Origin of the sequence: Bradyrhizobium sp. BR13661 (assembly GCF_029892425.1) — a bacterium.
GTDB lineage: Bacteria > Pseudomonadota > Alphaproteobacteria > Rhizobiales > Xanthobacteraceae > Bradyrhizobium.
Window position 1 is genome coordinate 1 of the sequence record NZ_JARXWB010000022.1, and the last position, 17,132, is coordinate 17,132.

At 65.2% G+C, this 17,132-nt stretch carries 15 protein-coding genes; 1 reads left to right on the forward strand and 14 read right to left on the reverse strand.

What is annotated here, in order from left to right:
• Nucleotides 1–188: 188 nt before the first annotated feature.
• The 13 genes from M2427_RS29000 to hydA form a co-directional block, all read right to left on the reverse strand.
• Entirely contained in the window at nt 189–1,172 is a 984-nt protein-coding gene (locus M2427_RS29000; protein ID WP_280710297.1) for an oligopeptide/dipeptide ABC transporter ATP-binding protein, read from the reverse strand.
• On the reverse strand, nt 1,169–2,158 hold the full coding sequence (locus tag M2427_RS29005) for an ABC transporter ATP-binding protein (RefSeq protein ID WP_280710298.1): 990 nt from the start codon (nt 2,156–2,158) through the stop codon (nt 1,169–1,171). The genes M2427_RS29000 and M2427_RS29005 overlap by 4 nt, the downstream gene beginning before the upstream one ends.
• Nucleotides 2,159–2,173: 15 nt before the next feature.
• Nucleotides 2,174–3,097: an ABC transporter permease gene (locus M2427_RS29010; protein ID WP_280710299.1), complete on the reverse strand. Its 924-nt coding sequence runs from the start codon at nt 3,095–3,097 to the stop codon at nt 2,174–2,176.
• Entirely contained in the window at nt 3,094–4,035 is a 942-nt protein-coding gene (locus tag M2427_RS29015) for an ABC transporter permease (protein WP_280710300.1), read from the reverse strand. The genes M2427_RS29010 and M2427_RS29015 overlap by 4 nt, the downstream gene beginning before the upstream one ends.
• A 17-nt stretch (nt 4,036–4,052) precedes the next feature.
• Nucleotides 4,053–5,657: an ABC transporter substrate-binding protein gene (locus tag M2427_RS29020; RefSeq protein ID WP_280710301.1), complete on the reverse strand. Its 1,605-nt coding sequence runs from the start codon at nt 5,655–5,657 to the stop codon at nt 4,053–4,055.
• Between the two features lie 141 nt (nt 5,658–5,798).
• Complete coding sequence (locus tag M2427_RS29025; protein WP_280710302.1) at nt 5,799–7,469, reverse strand: ABC transporter ATP-binding protein; 1,671 nt, start codon at nt 7,467–7,469, stop codon at nt 5,799–5,801.
• Nucleotides 7,466–8,314 (reverse strand): ABC transporter permease, encoded by an 849-nt coding sequence (locus M2427_RS29030; protein WP_280710303.1) that lies wholly within the window; start codon nt 8,312–8,314, stop codon nt 7,466–7,468. Before M2427_RS29030 ends, M2427_RS29025 begins: the two co-directional genes overlap by 4 nt.
• Nucleotides 8,311–9,345 carry an ABC transporter permease gene (locus tag M2427_RS29035; RefSeq protein WP_280710304.1) on the reverse strand — a complete coding sequence of 345 codons (1,035 nt, stop codon included), beginning with the start codon at nt 9,343–9,345 and terminating at the stop codon, nt 8,311–8,313. The genes M2427_RS29030 and M2427_RS29035 overlap by 4 nt, the downstream gene beginning before the upstream one ends.
• A 43-nt stretch (nt 9,346–9,388) precedes the next feature.
• The gene (locus M2427_RS29040) at nt 9,389–11,008 is read right to left on the reverse strand and encodes an ABC transporter substrate-binding protein (protein WP_280710305.1); all 1,620 of its coding nucleotides are present in this window, start codon (nt 11,006–11,008) and stop codon (nt 9,389–9,391) included.
• Nucleotides 11,009–11,116: 108 nt separating this feature from the next.
• Nucleotides 11,117–12,553, reverse strand: a complete 1,437-nt coding sequence (locus tag M2427_RS29045) for an NAD(P)/FAD-dependent oxidoreductase (protein WP_280710306.1) — start codon at nt 12,551–12,553, stop codon at nt 11,117–11,119.
• Complete coding sequence (locus M2427_RS29050; protein WP_280710307.1) at nt 12,550–13,299, reverse strand: SDR family oxidoreductase; 750 nt, start codon at nt 13,297–13,299, stop codon at nt 12,550–12,552. The genes M2427_RS29045 and M2427_RS29050 overlap by 4 nt, the downstream gene beginning before the upstream one ends.
• A 1-nt stretch (nt 13,300) precedes the next feature.
• The gene (locus M2427_RS29055; protein WP_280710308.1) at nt 13,301–14,275 is read right to left on the reverse strand and encodes an NAD(P)-dependent oxidoreductase; all 975 of its coding nucleotides are present in this window, start codon (nt 14,273–14,275) and stop codon (nt 13,301–13,303) included.
• A 16-nt stretch (nt 14,276–14,291) separates the two neighbouring features.
• Entirely contained in the window at nt 14,292–15,761 is a 1,470-nt protein-coding gene (gene hydA, locus M2427_RS29060; RefSeq protein ID WP_280710309.1) for a dihydropyrimidinase, read from the reverse strand.
• 53 nt (nt 15,762–15,814) lie between these two features.
• Between hydA and M2427_RS29065 the strand changes: the two genes are divergently transcribed.
• Nucleotides 15,815–16,477 carry an aspartate/glutamate racemase family protein gene (locus tag M2427_RS29065; protein WP_280710310.1) on the forward strand — a complete coding sequence of 221 codons (663 nt, stop codon included), beginning with the start codon at nt 15,815–15,817 and terminating at the stop codon, nt 16,475–16,477.
• Here the strand turns inward: M2427_RS29065 and M2427_RS29070 are convergent.
• The gene (locus M2427_RS29070) at nt 16,474–17,127 is read right to left on the reverse strand and encodes a flavin reductase family protein (protein WP_280710311.1); all 654 of its coding nucleotides are present in this window, start codon (nt 17,125–17,127) and stop codon (nt 16,474–16,476) included. The genes M2427_RS29065 and M2427_RS29070 overlap by 4 nt on opposite strands.
• Nucleotides 17,128–17,132 lie beyond the last annotated feature (5 nt).

Consider the following 17,132-nt stretch of genomic DNA (forward strand, 5'->3'; position numbering starts at 1 on the left):
TGCCGACGCTGCCGCGTCCACCGCAAGCCCGGCTCGCGATCCGTGACGACGTACGATCGCCCCTCAAGGTCGAGCCGGGATGGACGACACATACGATGTTTCCGAATTTCGGTAAAGCGGAATATTTTGATCGGGGAGCATTGACTCACGAACGAAACAGGGCGGCGCCGATCGACTGGCGCTGCCCCCTACTCCGCCGGCAGCGCATCCAGATGGCAGGCCACCCATTGCTCGCCTTCGGTCGAGCGAAGCTGCGGCTCTTCCGTCCGGCAACGGTCGAACACATAGGGGCAGCGGGTGTGGAAGCGGCATCCGCTCGGCGGATTGATCGGGCTCGGCACGTCGCCGCCGAGGATGATGGGATTGCGCTTGGCCCCGGGATCCGGCAGCGGCACCGCCGAGAGCAGCGCCTTGGTGTAGGGATGCCTTGGCGCCGCAAAGATCTCCCGGCGCGGCGCCACCTCGACGATCTTGCCGAGATACATCACCGCAACACGGTGGGTCATGTGCTCGACGATCGCGAGATCATGGCTGATGAAGAGCAGCGCAAGGCCAAACTCGCGCTGGAGATCCTGCAACAGATTGACGATCTGCGCCTTCACCGAGACATCGAGCGCCGAGACCGCCTCGTCGCAAACGATCAGCTCCGGTTCGGCCGCGAGCGCCCGCGCGATGCCGATGCGCTGACGCTGGCCGCCGGAGAATTCGTGCGGCCTGCGGTTCAGCGCTTCACGCGGCAGGCGCACCGTGTCCATCAGCGCCGTCACGCGTGTCTCGAGATCGATCGCGGACTTGGCGAGGCCGAAATTGCGGATCGGCTCGGCCAGGATGTCGCGGATCCGCATGCGCGGATTGAGGCTCGAGAACGGATCCTGGAACACCACCTGCACGCGCCGCCGCATCTGGCGCATCGTGCTCGGAAGCGCATCGTCGATGCGCTGGCCGTCGAGGATGACCTGGCCCGATGTCACGTCGAACAGCCGCAGGATGGCGCGGCCGACCGTCGACTTGCCGCAACCGGACTCGCCGACCAGCGATAGGGTCTCGCCGCGCGCGATCTCGAACGAGACGCCGTCGACGGCATAGACGAACTCGGTTTGCCGTCCGAACAGGCCCTTCTTGACCGGAAAATGCTTCTTGAGGTCGTTGACCTGGAGCAGTGGGATACTCATGCCGCGACGGCTCCCTTGGCGGCGTAGTGGCAGGCGGCGATGTGGCGCGGTCCCTTCTCCTCGAGCCCCGGCGCGTATTGCCGGCAGAGGTCGGTCGCGAGCGCGCAGCGGCCGGCGAAGACGCAGCCCGCGATCGGCTTGCGCAGATCCGGCACCTGTCCCGGAATTTCAGCAAGCCGCGTCGTGGTGCCTGACAGCGATGAGCCGAGCTTGGGCACCGCGCCCAGCAATCCTTGCGTATAGGGATGACGCGGCGAGCGAAACAACTCGGCCACCGGCGCCTCCTCGACCTTGCGGCCGGCATACATCACCATCACGCGCTCGGCGATCTCGGCGACCACGCCGAGATCGTGGGTGATCAGGATGATCGCGGCCCCCACCCGGCGCTTGAGGTCCAGCATCAGCTTGAGGATCTGCGCCTGGATGGTGACGTCCAGCGCCGTCGTCGGCTCGTCCGCGATCAGGAGTTTTGGGTTGCAGGCGAGCGCAATCGCGATCATCACACGCTGGCGCATGCCGCCAGACAGCTGGTGCGGATATTCGCGCACGCGGCGCCCCGGCTCGGGAATGCCGACCAGCGTCAGCATCTCGACCGCGTGCGCCTCGGCGGCCTGCTTGTCCAGGCCCTGATGGATCATGAGCGTCTCGCGGATCTGGCGGCCGACCGTGAGAACCGGATTAAGGCTCGTCATCGGCTCCTGGAAGATCATCGAGATGTCGTTGCCGCGGATGGCACGCATCTCGCGGTCCGACAGCCGCAGGAGGTCTTTCCCTGCGAAGTGGATGGCGCCTGCGATCCTGCCCGGGGGCTCCGGGATCAGGCGCATCAAGGACATCGAGGTGACCGACTTGCCGCAGCCGGACTCGCCGACGATGGCGAGGGTCTCGCCCTCGTTGACGTGAAAGGACACACCGTCCACCGCGCGGTTGATGCCGCTAGGGGTGCGGAAGTGGGTCTGGAGGTTTTCGACCTCTAACAACGCCATCGCGATCAGCTCCGGTCAGAGACGCTTGGCCATGCGCGGATCCAGCGCATCGCGAAGGCCATCGCCGAGCAGGTTGACGGCGAGCACAGTGACGGAGAGGAACGCCGCCGGGAAGAACACGATGTAGGGCTTGACCTGCCACAGCGCACGGCCCTCGGCCATGATGTTGCCCCAGGAGGGAATGGTGGGCGGCGTGCCGGCGCCGATGAAGGACAGGATCGCCTCGGTGATCATCGCACTGGCACAGATATAGGTCGCCTGCACCAGCATCGGCGCGATCGTGTTGGGCAGGATGTGCCGCAGGATGATCATCGGCGTCCGCGTGCCGCAGGCGACCGCGGCGTCCACATAGGGCTGCTCGCGCAGCGACAGCACCACGCTGCGGACGAGGCGCGAGACGCGCGGGATCTCGGCAACGGTGATCGCCAGGATCACGTTGCCGACGCTGCCGCGCGTCAGCGCCATCAGCGCGATCGCCAGCAGGATCGGCGGGATCGACATCAAGCCGTCCATGAAGCGCATCATGATGCCGTCGGCCCAGCGGACGAAGCCCGAGACCATGCCGATGGCGAGACCGACCGCTGAGGCTGATATCGCGACCGACAGGCCGACCGTGAGCGAAACCCGCGCGCCGAACAGCACGCGCGAATAGATGTCGCGGCCGAGCACGTCGGTACCGAACCAGTAGACCGCCGACGGCGCTCGGGTGCGCCTGGCGGGCGCCAGCGCAGTCGGATCGACCGTCCAGAGATACGGTGCAAAAACCGCGATCAGCACGAGCGCCAGCAGCAGCGCACCGCCGATCGCAACGGTGGGGTGGCCGCGCAGGAACCCGATGAAGCCGCGCCGGATCGTGACCGGCCGCAGGATTTCGGGCAACTGCGGCGCGAGGACGAGGCCGGCCGGAAGCAATTGCGGATTGACTGTCGTATCGGTCAATAGCGGATCCTCGGGTCAACGAGCGTATAGGTGACGTCGATCATCAGATTGACGAGGACGTAGACGAAGCTGAACAGCAGCACGATGCCCTGGATGACGGGATAGTCGCGGCGCAGGATCGCATCGATCGTTAGGCGGCCAAGACCGGGGATCGCGAACACGCTTTCCGTCACGACGGCGCCGCCGATCAGGAGCGCGATGCCGATCCCGATGACGGTCACGATCGGCACGGCCGCGTTCTTCAGCGCGTGAATGAACAGGATGCCGCCCTGCCCCATGCCCTTGGCCTTGGCCGTGCGGATATAGTCCTGCTGCAACACTTCGAGCATGGAGGCGCGCGTGATGCGCGCGACCAGCGCGATATAGACGCAGCCGAGCGCGATCGCCGGCAGGATCAGGTTTTGCAGCCACGGCCAGAAGCCCTCGGTCAGCGGCGTATAGCCTTGCACGGGAAGCCATTCGAGCTCGAGCGCGAAGACATAGGCCAGCACGTAGCCGACCACAAAGACCGGCAGCGAGAATCCGAACACGGCGAAGCCCATGATGGCACGGTCAATCAGGCTGCCGGCCTTCCACGCCGCCACGACGCCGAGCGGCACCGCGACCACGATGGTGAGCAGCAGCGTGATCGCCATCAACGAGAGCGTCGGCCCGAGACGCTGCCCGATCATCGTCGACACCGGCAGATTGGTGAAGATCGAGGTGCCGAGATCGCCGTGCAGGATGCGCCAGACCCAGCTTCCGAACTGGATCAGGAACGGCCGGTCGAGGCCGAGGCTCTGGCGGATGCGCTCCACATCCTCCGGGCTTGCCTGGTCGCCCGCGATGACCACAGCGGGATCACCCGGGGCAATGTAAAGCAGGCTGAACACGAACAGCGCGACGATTGCCATCACCGGCAGGGTCGCGGCGACGCGACGGAGGATGTAGGAGAGCATCTGGTGTCAGCGTGTGATCATGCGGTCTTCGATACGCCCCAGAAGAACGGCAGCGGTCCCTTGGTGATCCCGGAGACGTTCTTGCGCCACGCCGTATAGCTGAGAAAGAAGCCGGTCGGCGCGTAGACGACGTCCTCGAACGCCGCCGTGTTGAGCCGGCTGACTGCGGCCTTTTCCTCGTCGAGATTCTTGGCGTCGAACCAGGCCGCGACCTCCTTCTCGGTATTGGCGCTGGTGGGCCAGCCGAACCAGGCCTTGTCGCCGTTGGCGCGAATGGCGGTGTAGGGTGCCGGGTTGATGCAGTCCGCGCCCGCATGCCAGGTGTGGAACATGTTCCAGCCGCCTTGTCCGGGCGGTGTCTTCTGGGCGCGACGGGAGCCGACCGTGCCCCAATCGGTCGCGACGAAGTCGACATTCATGCCGAGCTTCTTCAGGAGGTCTGCGGTCACGTCCCCGAACGCCTTGGTGATCGGCTGATCCTGCGCCACCAGGCACGTGACCGGCTGGCCTGAATAGCCGCTCTCGGCGAGCAGCTTCTTGGCTGCGTCGTAATCGCGCTTGCCCTTCAGAATGTCGCCGCCCGCTTCGGTATAGAGGGGGGTATTTGGCGTGAAGTAGCTGGGCAGCGGCTTCCACAGCGTATCGTCGTCGCCGACGAGGGCGCGCATGTAGTCCTCCTGGCTCAGCGCCATCAGCACCGCGCGCCGCGCCCGCACGTCGTTGAAGGGCGGATACAGGAAATTCATGCGGAACGAGCCGATATTGCCGAGGGGATCGCCGATATCGACGCTGATGTTCTTGTTCTTCTTCAGGACGGGAACGAGGTCCGCGATCGGGTTCTCCCACCAGTCGATCTCGCCGTTCTGCAGCGCAGCCGCCGCCGTCGCCGGATCCGGCATGATCACCCACTCGATGCGATCGATCAGCATCTGCTTGCCGCCTGCGAGCCAAGACGCCTTCTCCTGCCGCGGCACGTAGTCGGCGAACTTTTCGAACACCGCTTTCGCGCCCGGCACCCACTCGCCCGTGACGAACTTCATCGGGCCGGAGCCGACATAGTCCGTGATCTGCTTGAACGGGTCGGTCTGGGCGATGCGCTCCGGCATGATGAAGGCGACCGGCGCATTGTTCTTGCCGAGCGCGTAGAGCAGCTTCGGGAAGGGCTGCTTCAGCACCCATTTGAAGGTGCGATCGTCGACCGCGGTAAGTTCCTGCTGGATCGCCTTGAGCATCAGGCCCATCGGGTCGCGCGCGGCCCAGCGGGTGAGGCTCGCGACGACGTCCTTGCTCAGCACCGGCGCGCCATCATGAAATTTGAGCCCGGATCGCAGCTTGAAGGTCCAGGTCTTGCCGTCGTCGGTGGTCTCCTCGGATTCGACCATCTGGCGCTGCGGCTGAAGCTGGGCATCGACGCCGTAGAGCGTGTCCCAGACCATCGCGGCCGCATTGCGCACGACATATTGCGTGCCCCAGATGGGATCGAAATTGGCAAGATTGGCCTGCGGCACGAAACGCAGGGTTTTGGCAGCCGCGCCTTGTGCGATCGCCGGGGCCGAGAGGCCGCCGCTCAATGCCAGACCGCTCGCGCCAGCCAGTCCCTTTAATACGGTCCTGCGATCCATGAAGTCCTCCCAGTAATGCTGTGATGCCGGCCGTTCATTGGCCAGGGGCAGGTGAAATCGAACCCATTTGCGTGCAAATGGTATGCCAGTAACCGCGCGTCCGCCAGCAGGATATTACCGACTTTTTGATGAGCCAACGCATCAAAGAGCGGCCGCCAGCACCGGTCCGGTGTCGATATGAGGGATCGCCTCGACCAGCTTGCGGGTATAGTCGGTTTTCGGATTATCGAACAATGCACGGCTCTCGCCCTGCTCCACGATGCCGCCGTTGCGCAGCACGATGGTGCGGTCGCAGAGCATGCGCACGACGTTGAGATCGTGGCTGACGAACAGCAGCGCGATGTCGTTCTCGCGCCGCAGGCGATCGAGCAATTGCAGCACCACGGCCTGCACCGAGACGTCGAGCGCGGCGGTTGGCTCGTCCAGCACCAATAGCCGCGGCCGGCAGGCAATCGCGCGCGCGATGCCGACGCGGGCCTTCTGACCACCGGAGAGTTGATGGGGAAAGCGCGGCAGCAGGTCAAGCGGCAGTCCGACCCGCTCCGCACACTCCTCCACGCGCTGGCGCAAGCCGTCGCCTGCGCGCATGCCGTCGAGCCGCATCAGGGGATGGGCGATACAATCGAAAGCCGTGTAGCGCGGATTGAGGCTTTCGTTCGGGTCCTGAAAGACCATCTGGATGTCTTTGCGCAACGGCGAACGGTGGAAGTCGCGCGAGGCGACGTGGCCGATCGACTGTCCGTCGAACACGATGTCGCCCTCGCTCGGGTCGATCAGGCGGCAGATCATTCGCGACGTCGTGCTCTTGCCGGAGCCGGATTCACCCACGAGCCCGACGCTCTCGCCGCCGGCCATCGTCATGGAGAAGTCGGCGACCGCCGCGGAGCCCTGGTCGAAGCGCTTGGCCAGTTTCCGCACCTCGAGGAGCGGCGGCGTGCCATGTGCGAGCTCTTGCCTGGGCCTGGTCACGACTGCGGCATTGCGCTCGCGCTCCTCCTCGGTGACGAGATCCTCGATGCGGGATGTCGCGGTCGGCGACGCCGCAACCAGGCGGCGGGTATAGGCATGCTGCGGCGCGCCGAAGAGGATTTGCGGACTGGCCTCCTCGACGATGCGACCGCGCTCCATCACCGCGATGCGCCGGCAATAGCGCGCCGCGAGCCCAAGATCGTGCGTGATCAGGATCGTCGCCATGCCGCGCGCAGCAGCGATATCGGCCAGGAGATCCATCACCACCTTCTGCGTGGTGACATCGAGACCGGTGGTCGGCTCGTCGGCGATCAGCAGCGCCGGATTGCAGGAGATCGCGATGGCGATCATCACGCGCTGGCACATGCCGCCGGAGAGTTCGTGCGGATAGGCGCTCATCCGCGCCTCGGGGTCGCGGATCTGGACGGCGCGCAGCAAGTCGAGCGCTTCGGCGCGGGCGGCGTGCTTCGATATCTTCTTGTGCGTGAGGATCGCGTCCGCGATCTGCAGGCCGATCGCGCGGATGGGGTTCAGCGCGGCGCGCGGGTTCTGAAAAATCATCGACATCGCCGCGCCCTGGAGCTGGCGAAGGTCATCGCCCCCGAGCTTGGTCACGTCCTGCCCGCGAAACAGGATTTTCCCGCCGGTGACGCGGCCGGCCGCATCGAGCAGCCGGGTCGTCGCAAAGCCTGTCACCGACTTGCCCGATCCGCTCTCGCCGACGAGGCCGAGCATCTCGCCCTTTGAGACCGAAAGCGTGACACCGCGCACCGCCTCGACCATGCCGCGCCGCGTCGAGAAGGCGACGTGGAGGTCTTCGATCCTGAGCAGTTCCTCGCTCATGTGCGCATCCGCGGATCGAGAATGTCGCGCATCCCGTCACCGAGGAGATTGAAGCACAGCACCGCCATCATCAGCGCGAGGCCTGGAAAGGCCACCAGCCACCACCGCCCGGTCGAGATGAAACGCGCGCCCTCCGCGACCATGATGCCCCATTCCGGCGTCGGCGGCTTGACGCCGAGACCGATGAAAGAGAGACCGGCCGCGTTGAGAATGGCCCAGCCGAGATTGAGCGAAATCTGCACCGCCATCGCCGGCAGAATGTTCGGCAGCAGAAAACGCAGCACGACGGAAAAATGGCTCTCGCCGCAGGCGCGCGCGGCCTCCACCCAGCCGACATTGCGGCGGACGTTCACCTCGGCGCGCGCAAAGCGGATGTAGAAGGGCAGATTGATGATCGCGGTCGCGATCACGATGTTCTCGATCCGGTTCCCGAGCGCGGCGACCATGGCCATCGCCAGCACGAACAGCGGAAAGGCCATCATGACGTCGACGAAGCGGCCAACCGTACGGTCGAGCTTGCCGCCGGCATAGCCGCAGAATGCACCGACGACGGCGCCGATCACGAAGGAGATACCGACCGCGGACACCGCGATGGCAAGGTCGAGCCGCGCCGCAATGACGAGGCGGCTGAACACGTCGCGGCCAAGCTGGTCCGTCCCGGCGATGTGCGCTGCGTTCGGTGGCTGCAAGGCCTCGGACACGTTCGAGACCACGGGATCATAAGGCACGATCCACGGTCCGAAGATCGCGAGCAGGACGAACAAGGCAACCCCGGCGGCGGCAACACCGGTGAGCGGATTGCCACGCAAGATCCAGACCGAATGGCGGAGAGTAGCGCTGGTCATTCGATCGACACCCTGGGATCGGCGATGCCGTAGCAGATGTCGACCAGCAGATTGACCAGCACGAACAGGCTGGCCATCAGCAGCACAAAACCTTGCACCGGCGCATAGTCGGACGACAGCAGCGCATCGAGCGCGTACGACGCCACGCCCGGCCACGAGAACACCTTCTCCACCAGCACATTGGCGCCCAGCATGGTCGAGAACACGATGCCGGCAATGGTGATGACCGGCAGGATCGCGTTGCGAAGCGCATAGGTGACGACCACCTTGTGCCAGGACAGTCCGACCGAACGCGCGGTGCGCACGAAATCGCTGCCGAGCGAGACCAGCATCGAGGCGCGCGTGATCCGCGCCAGCGGCGCAATCACGAACAGGGCCATGCTCACCGCCGGCAGGATCAACTGCCTGCAGGCCGCCCACCAGCCCTCAACGTCTCCCGCGAGCAGGAAATCGATCGACAGGAAGCCGGTGCGCGACGGCGGCAGCGAGGTGAACACGTCGATCCGCCCCGTCGGATCTGGCGCAAGCCCGAGCAGATAGTAGAACACGTAGATCAGCAGCAGTCCCGACACGAAGGTCGGCACGCAGACGCCGAGCGCGCAGAACAGCCGCACGCCGTGATCGACGATCGACCCCGGCTTGAGCGCCGCGACCACGCCGAGCGGCACCGCCGCAATCAGCGCGATCAGGAGTGCGGTGAAGGTGAGCTCGAGCGAGGCCGGCAGGCGCTCACGCAGATCCTTCAGCACCGGCTGCCCCGTCATCATGGAGCGGCCGAGATTGCCGCGGCCGATGTCGGAGAGATAGTACATCAGCTGCTCCGGGACCGGCTTGTTGAGCCCCATCTGCTTGCGGATCTGCTCGATCTCCTCCTTGCCGGCATTGGGCCCCGAGGCGAAGAACACCGCGGGATCGCCGGGCAAGACGCGCATCAACAGAAAGGTGAAGACCAGCACGCCGAACAGCGCCGGCAGCGACGACAGAAGCCGCCTGCCCGCCCGTACCAACGTTGCACCAAGACCGGTCGTCACCTTTCGGAGCCTCTCTCCACGGACGTTACTTGATCTATTTAAGTCACTTGCGACTGACGTCGCGATAGTCGACCTGACGATGGAATTCGTAGGTGTAACCTTCGACCGAGGCCGCCATCACCGCATCCTGGTTCGGCTGCCACAGCATGATCTGCGGCATCTCGCTGTTGTGGATGGCGTTGAGCTTGCGGCCGTCCTCCTCGTACTTGGCCTTGTCGGGCTCGAAGCGGGCTTCCTGCGCGATCGCGACGAGCTCGGGATTGTTGATCGAGGAGTAGTTCCAGCGCTGATTGCCGGTGTAGAAATTGCGGTAGAAGTAATCGGTCGACGGCAACCAGGCTACGACGCCCTCGATAAAGAAGGGAAGCTTCTTCTCGTTGATCTGCGTCGACATCTGCGCGTCCGGCAGCTTCTGGATGTCGACCTTGATCCCGATCTTGCCGAGCGATTCCTTCACCAGCGCGGCCATCGGCTCCGCGGTCGAGGCCTGGCCGACGTTGAAGCTGAAGGTGGTCGAGAAGCCTTCGGGCAGACCTGCCGCCTTGAGGTATTCGCGCGCCTTGTCGAGATCGAGCTTCACCGGTTGCTGGAACGGATAGATGCCGTTCAGCGGCTTGCCGTCCGGCCAGGACGCACCGAACAGCGGCGCCCCGCGGCCGAACAGGGCGGCCTTGAACATGTCGTCATAGGGCAGCGCATAAGCGATGGCGCGGCGGACGTTGACGTTGTCGAACGGCGGCAGCTGGTTGTTCATCGAGACGAAGGTGATCGCATTGTACTGCGGCGTCGAGATCACCTTGAGCTTGCCCTTGGCCTCGAGCGACTGCACGTCGCTGGCCTGGAGGTCGACAACGAGGTCGGCATCGCCGCGCTCGACCAGGTTGGCGCGGGTTGCCGGCTCCGGCACCGACTGGATGATCACGCGCTTGAAGAAGGCGGGCTTGCCGGGCGAGCCGCGATTCCAGCTCTCGTCGCGCTTGATGATGACCTGCTCGCCGGGCTTGAAGGTCTCGAGGATGTAAGCACCGCTGCCCGCGGTGTGCTCCTTCAGCCACGCCGTGGCCCAGGGATCATCCGCCGTCGCGTGCTCCTTGGCGAGCTTCGCGTTGATGATGATCGGATAGACGGTCGCAAGGTTCGGCAGCGCGAGCTTGTCGGGTTTGGGCAGCGTCACCTCGAAGGTCAGCGGATCGATCACCTTGAACTGGTCGGCGGACGTCATCGAACCCGTCAGCAGCTGCGCCTTGCCGAGGACCGGCGCGGTGACGCAGCGATCGAGCGACCATTTCACGTCCTCGGCCGTGACGGGCGTACCGTCCTGGAATTTTGCGTCCTTGCGCAGGTGGAAGGTCAGCTTCAGACCGTCAGGGCTGACGTCGTAGGATTCGGCGAGCTCGCCGGTGATGGTGTCGAGATCGAACACCCATTTGCCGTTGAGCTGCTTGCGGCCGAACGAGACCAGGCGGTCATAGGTGCTCATGCTGAGCGCGAAGGACTCGCGCGTCGATCCCGGGATGTTAGGATCGAGCGTGTTGACGGTCGCGCCGGTGACGTAGCGCAGTGTCTCCGCCCGGGTTTGCGCTTGCGACGGCGCGGTGGCGATCAGCAACAGCGCGGTGGTGGCGAGGACCGAGGTCGCTGGCCTGAAAGACACAAAACGCATTTGTTTTCCTCAAGATTTTCGACTGAAAACGCCAACAAGACAGGTCCAGAAGCAAGCAAGTTACGCGCCAATGCGCAGAGGCGTTTCGACGCGGCGGCGCATGGGTGATCATCGCGATTGTTCCCTTGCTCGCGCCGGCCGCGTCACCACGGCTTGCGGCACGTCATAGGCGCAGAGCGAGGCCCAGTGGCGCTCGACATCGGCGCGAAACAGGCCGCGCGTCAGACCATGGACCAGCTTCGGCACCGCCGTCGTCATCGCGTTGATCGACGATCCGGACGGACCAAAGCTCATGGTGGAGGCGATTGCAAAAAGATGAATGTCCGCGACCCACGGCGTCTCGCCGGGCACGCGCTCGGTGAAGGCATAATCGTCGGCGAGATAGGGAAAACGGCCGAGCCGCGCGTTGCGCTCGTTCTCCGGCGGCTGGTAGCGGTCGGCCCAGGTCGCGACATTGCCGGAAAATTTTGCCAGCTCGCCGCGGCCGGCAAAGTTCATGTCAATACCGGTGCCGCAAATCACGAAATCCGCGGCAACGACGCCGCGCGGTGTCTGCAATTCGACGCCGTCGTCGGTCTGTCGAGCGGCTTCGACCGGCGCGCCTTCATGCAATGTGAAAGCGGCATGACGCGCACAGCGATCATAGGTCGGCTGCGGAAAGCCCTCGCGCATTTCGAGGATCTTGCGCATGAAGCGCCAGCGCCAGGCATCGTCGAGGTCGCCGAGATGGCGCAGGAAGCCACGGAAGGTCAACCAGCGATAGGGCTGGATCACCTGGATCTGCGCGCGGCGGCAGAGCAGGTGCACTTCCGCCGCACCTGCTTCGAGCGCGGTGGCTGCGTTGTCGAAGGCGGAAGCGCCGGCGCCGATCACGGCGACCCGCTTGCCGCGCAGGCTCTCGAAATCGATATCGTCCGCGACTGATGCGACAGAGCTCGCCGGCAGGTCACGCAACTGCTCCGGGATCATCCAGTCGCCCATGCCCTCCTGCCCCGTCGCCAGCACGATCTTGCGCGCATAGAGCGTCTCGACGGCATCGCCCCGCTTGACCCGCGCGGCAAGCAAGCCGTCCGCCGCAGGCGCAATCTCCTGAAGCTCGCAACCATTGCGCACCGGCAGGCCGATCGTGCGTCGCAGCCAGAGCAGATACTCCGCCCAATGCTCGCGCAGGATCAGGGCTAGCGCCTGCCAGCTTTCCTTGCCGAAACGCGCTTCGTGCCAGGATTGATAGGTCAGGCTCGGGATGTCGAGATCAGGCCCCGTATAGTCTTTCGGGCTGCGCAGCGTCGGCATGCGGGCATAGGTGAGCCACGGGCCCTCCTTGCCCTCCTCGGCCTTGTCGAGCAGCAGGATGTTGCTGACGCGCGAGCGCATCAGGCCGAAACCGATGGCGAGACCGGACTGGCCGGCGCCGATGATCAGCACGTCCAGCGCCGGCTTGCCGTCCGGCCCCGTCTTCGGCTCGAGCCAAGCGGCATGAGGATGCGCGATCCGGGCGAGATCGGCGCGAACGTCGGCTTCAAGTGCTGTCAGCGCCTCACTCATGCCGCGAGCCAGCCTCCGTCAACCACCATCACCGTCCCGGTCGTGAACGAGGACGCATCGCTGGCAAGATGCAGCGCGGTCTGCGCGATTTCTTCTGCCTGGCCGAACCGCTTCATGGCATGGCGGTTGCGCGAGGCCTCGCGCACCTCGTCGGAATTGGCGTGACGGGCAAAGCTGCGGCGCAGCATCGGCGTGTCGATCGCGCCGGGCGCAATCGCGTTGACGCGAATGCCGTCGGTTGCAAAATCCACTGCCATGGTTCGCGTCAGGCTGACGATCGCGCCCTTGGCGGCGATATAGGCACTGTTGCCCTTGCCGCCGGCGACCGCAAGCTGCGAGGCCAGGGTGATGATCGATCCGCTCTTCTGCCGCTGCATCTGCGGCACCGCGGCCCGCGCCCACAGCCAGGTGCCGCCGACATTGGCGCGGAACACCGCGTCCCAGTCCTCGAGGCTCGTCGTCAGCACCGTGCCGCCGACGGAAAAGCCGGCGGCCGTCATGAGGATATCGAGGCGGCCGTGACGTGCGACGACATCGCCGACGACCGTCTCCGCCAAGCTGGCATCTCCGACGTCGCCGACATGCGTCGTGGCCTCGCCCACGAGGCTTGCCGTCTCCGCAAGTCCCACAGCATCGCGATCGACCAGCGCGAGACGCGCACCCTCTTCCGCAAACAGCTTTGCACTGGCGCGGCCGATTCCCGATGCTGCTCCCGTGATGATGGCCGTCAGCCCTTGCAGCCGCATCTCAGATCCACTCCTTGTGCTGCTTCAGCCAGGCACTCATCGCAGCGGCGGATTCGACGCAACCGAACCGCGCGCGCCAGCCGAACTCGTCCGCCATCCGCCTGACCGACAGCGGCGCGCGGGGGGACCCATGCAGCTTGATCGCGGTGTTCTCGCCGGGCGCCGCGAGCCGGCATTGCAGGCCAGGATTCAAGGTTGCGAACGCCTCGCCCCATTGTAGCGCCGGCCATAACTCGCCGCGGGAGATGTTGTAGAGCCGATGGCGCGGCCGCTCGGCTTCGACCAGAATTGCCACGGCTTCGGCAGCATCCGGAGCGTAGATCCAGTCCCTCACACCCGCTTCAGGCATGACCGCCACCTTGTCACGCGCAAACGCGGCCAGAATCTGGAACTGGAGGCTCGGCGTATCGCGCACCGAACTGGGTCGCTCCCACGGGCCAAAAACGGCGCTCAGTCGCACGCTCAGGAAATCGCCGCCAAAGAGTTCGGCGTGGCGCGCGACAGACCGCTCCGAGGTGAACTTGCTGATGGCGTAGAACGAGGCGGGATCGCAGGGCGTCTCCTCGTCAAGCAGTTCGACCCGCGCGCCAGCCGCACCATAGGCCGATGCCGACGACAGATTGACGACGCGGCGAACGCCACGACGGATCGCAGAAAGCAGGATCGGGATCTGCGCCATCACGTTGATTTCGAGGACGCGCGCAGTCGAGGCACGCTCGAGCTCTTCGCCAGCGGTGATCGCGGCGCCGAGCACGATCGCATCAACGCCCTCGGCAATGATGGCGTCGATGGTATCCGTGTCGGTGATATCGCCCTGCAAGGCCTTGAGCCGTGCGCCGTGGTCAGCAAGAGATCGTCGCGCGGGTGACGGCAATTCAGCGCGGTCATAAAGCGTCACATCGTGGCCGCGCGCCAGCAGCGCCTCGGCAATGTTAAGGCCGACAAAACCCGTGCCACCGAAGATGAGGACCTTCATCGCGCGCGATCCACGATCACAGCAATTTCGCCCCGAAATTCCGCTCCGGATCCATGTCGGCGACCAGCCGACCGGTCGGCTTCGCCGCCTCACCGCCATTGCGCGCCAGGAACTTGCCGCTACCCGCGCTCGCCAGGCATTTGTCTCCCTCGACGATGACGCGCCCGCGCGACAGCACCGACACCGGCCAGCCCTTCAGCTTGCGGCCGGCGAACGGCGTGTAGCCGGCGAGGTCATGCATCATCTCGTCGGCAATCACGGTCTCCCGATTGGGATCCCAGATCGCGATATCGGCGTCAGCGCCAACGGCGATCGACCCCTTGCGCGGATGCAGATTGTAGATCTTGGCCGGCGCCGTCGCGGTCAGTTCGACGAATTTTCCGAGGCCCAGCCTGCCCTTCGACACCATCGCGTCGAACAGCAGCGGCAGCCGCAGCTCCAGTCCCGGAAGACCGTTGGCGACCTGCTTGAAGTTCGGGTTTGGACCGGCACGCAGCTTGCCGGTTTCGTCATAGCGATAGGGCGCGTGATCCGACGAGATGGTCTGGAGATCACCGAGCGAGAGCGCCTGCCACAGCGCCTCCTGGTCGGAATGCGCGCGCGGCGGCGGGCTGCACATCCACTTGGCGCCCTCCGCGCCCGGCTTGTCGAGATCATTGGCGGTGAGGAACAGATATTGCGGGCAGGTCTCGGCGAACACCTTGAGCCCCTGGCCGCGCGAGTCGCGGATCACCTTGGCGCCTTCGGCGGTCGAGACATGAAAGATCATGATCGGTTGGTCGATCAGCGCGGCCATGCCGATCAGCCGGGTAAAAGCCTCCGCCTCCGAGACGCGGGCATGACTGACGGCGTGGTATTTCGGCATGGTGTAGCCGCGCGCGAGCAGCCGCTTGACCATCCAGGCGATGATGCCGTGATTTTCGGCATGCGCACACAGCATCGCGCCGGACTGGCGCGCCGCAAGGAGAATGTCGAGCAGTGGCTCGTCATCGACCTTGAGGCGGTCATAGGTCATGAAGATCTTGATCGACGCGTGGCCCTGCTTCACCAGCGCCGGGATGTGCTCCTCGACCGTCTCCCTGGTCGCGTCCGCAATGATCATGTGAAAGGCGTAGTCGATCACCGCGCCCTTTTTCGCCAGCGCGTGATAGTCCTCCACCACCTGCGGCAGCTTCATGCCGACATGCTGGGCGGCAAACGGGATCACGGTGGTCGTGCCGCCAAATGCCGCCGAGACCGTCGCGCTCTCGAAAGTATCGGCATTCATGATGCCGGCCGCGGACAGCTGCTCGATATGCGCATGGCTGTCGACGCCGCCCGGCAGCACCAGCTTGCCGCGCGCATCGATCTCGCGCTTGGCCGCCGGCAGGCCCTTGCCGATCGCCGCGATCGTCTCGCCGGAGATGGCGACATCGGCCTCGAACACATCGGTGGTGGTGGCGACGCGTCCGCCGCGAATGATCAGGTCGTAGGTGGGTTCAGTCATGAGGCACTCCATGATATGCCTGAGCCAAATGATCGCCATTCAGGAAGACCATCATGTCCCGGCCGCGCATTCTCGTCATCAATCCGAACTCCAATCCTGCAGTCACGCAAGGGCTGGAGGAAGCCTTGAAGCCGCTCGGCTTCGAGGGCGGCCCGGAACTGGTCTGCCAGTCGCTGGCCGAGGGGCCATTCGGCATTGAAAGCCAGGCTGACGTGGACAGCGTCGCCATGCCGCTGCGCAAGCTGGTCGAAGGCGACAACAGCTCGGCCGCTTTCGTCATCGCCTGCTACAGCGATCCCGGGCTTCAGGTCTGTCGCGAAGGCACTGACAGGCCGGTCTTCGGCATCGCCGAGTGCGGCGTGCTGACCGCGCTTGCGCGCGCCGAAACGTTCGGCGTCATCGCGATCGCCCAGCGCTCGATCCCGCGCCACATGCGCTATCTCCGGCAGATGGGGCTGACCGAGCGCCTTGCCGGCGAGCGTCCGCTCAACATGAGCGTCGCGGAAACGGCGTCCGGCGAAGGCACGCTGGCGAAGATGATCGAGGTTGGCCGCGCATTGCGCGACGAGGACGGCGCCCGCGCCATCGTCATGGGCTGCGCCGGCATGGCGCGCCATCGCCGCCCGCTCGAAGACGCGCTGGGCATTGCCGTGATCGACCCGACACAGGCTGCCGTCACGATGGCGCTGGGTACGGTGCAGTTTTCGGCCCACTAGGCGTCCTTCAGCTCTTGTGTGCGCGCAAGCCATTGCGCGTGGCTCTCGCGCGACAGCGCAAACGTGTCCCGCTGCGTTGTGTAGAGATTGCCGAACATGCGGCCGATCGGCCTGTAAGCGTCGAGATCGACATACATGTTGGCCTCGTCGACGAGGCCCTCGCGGGCATGAACCCGCAGCACCTCGCCGATCAGCAGCTCGCGATCCGGCGAGAAGTTCAGCACGAGATGGCGCCGGCATTCAAGCGCGAACGGCGCTGCGGCCAGGCGCGGCACCTTCACGTCGACTGAGGCCAGCGTGGCCAGCCCGGTCGCCGCGACCTCGCTGTCGCCCGACGGGAAATCGACCGCGCAATCATTCATCGCCCCCGACAGCGCCTCATCGACCATGTGAACCACGAACTCGCCGTCGCGATGAATATTGCGCGTGGTGTCCTTTGGCGAATGATCCGGCTTGTGCTGGAGCCCGAGCACGATCAGCGCCGGGCTCTCGGAGAATACGTTGAAGAAGCTGAACGGCGCGGCATTGACGGCGCCATTCTCGTCGAGCGTCGTCACCAGGGCGATCGGCCGCGGCACGATCACGCCGCACAGCAGCTTGTAACGATCGCGCGGGTCGAGCTCGCGGAGAGAGATCCCCATGCCCGCCATCGGCG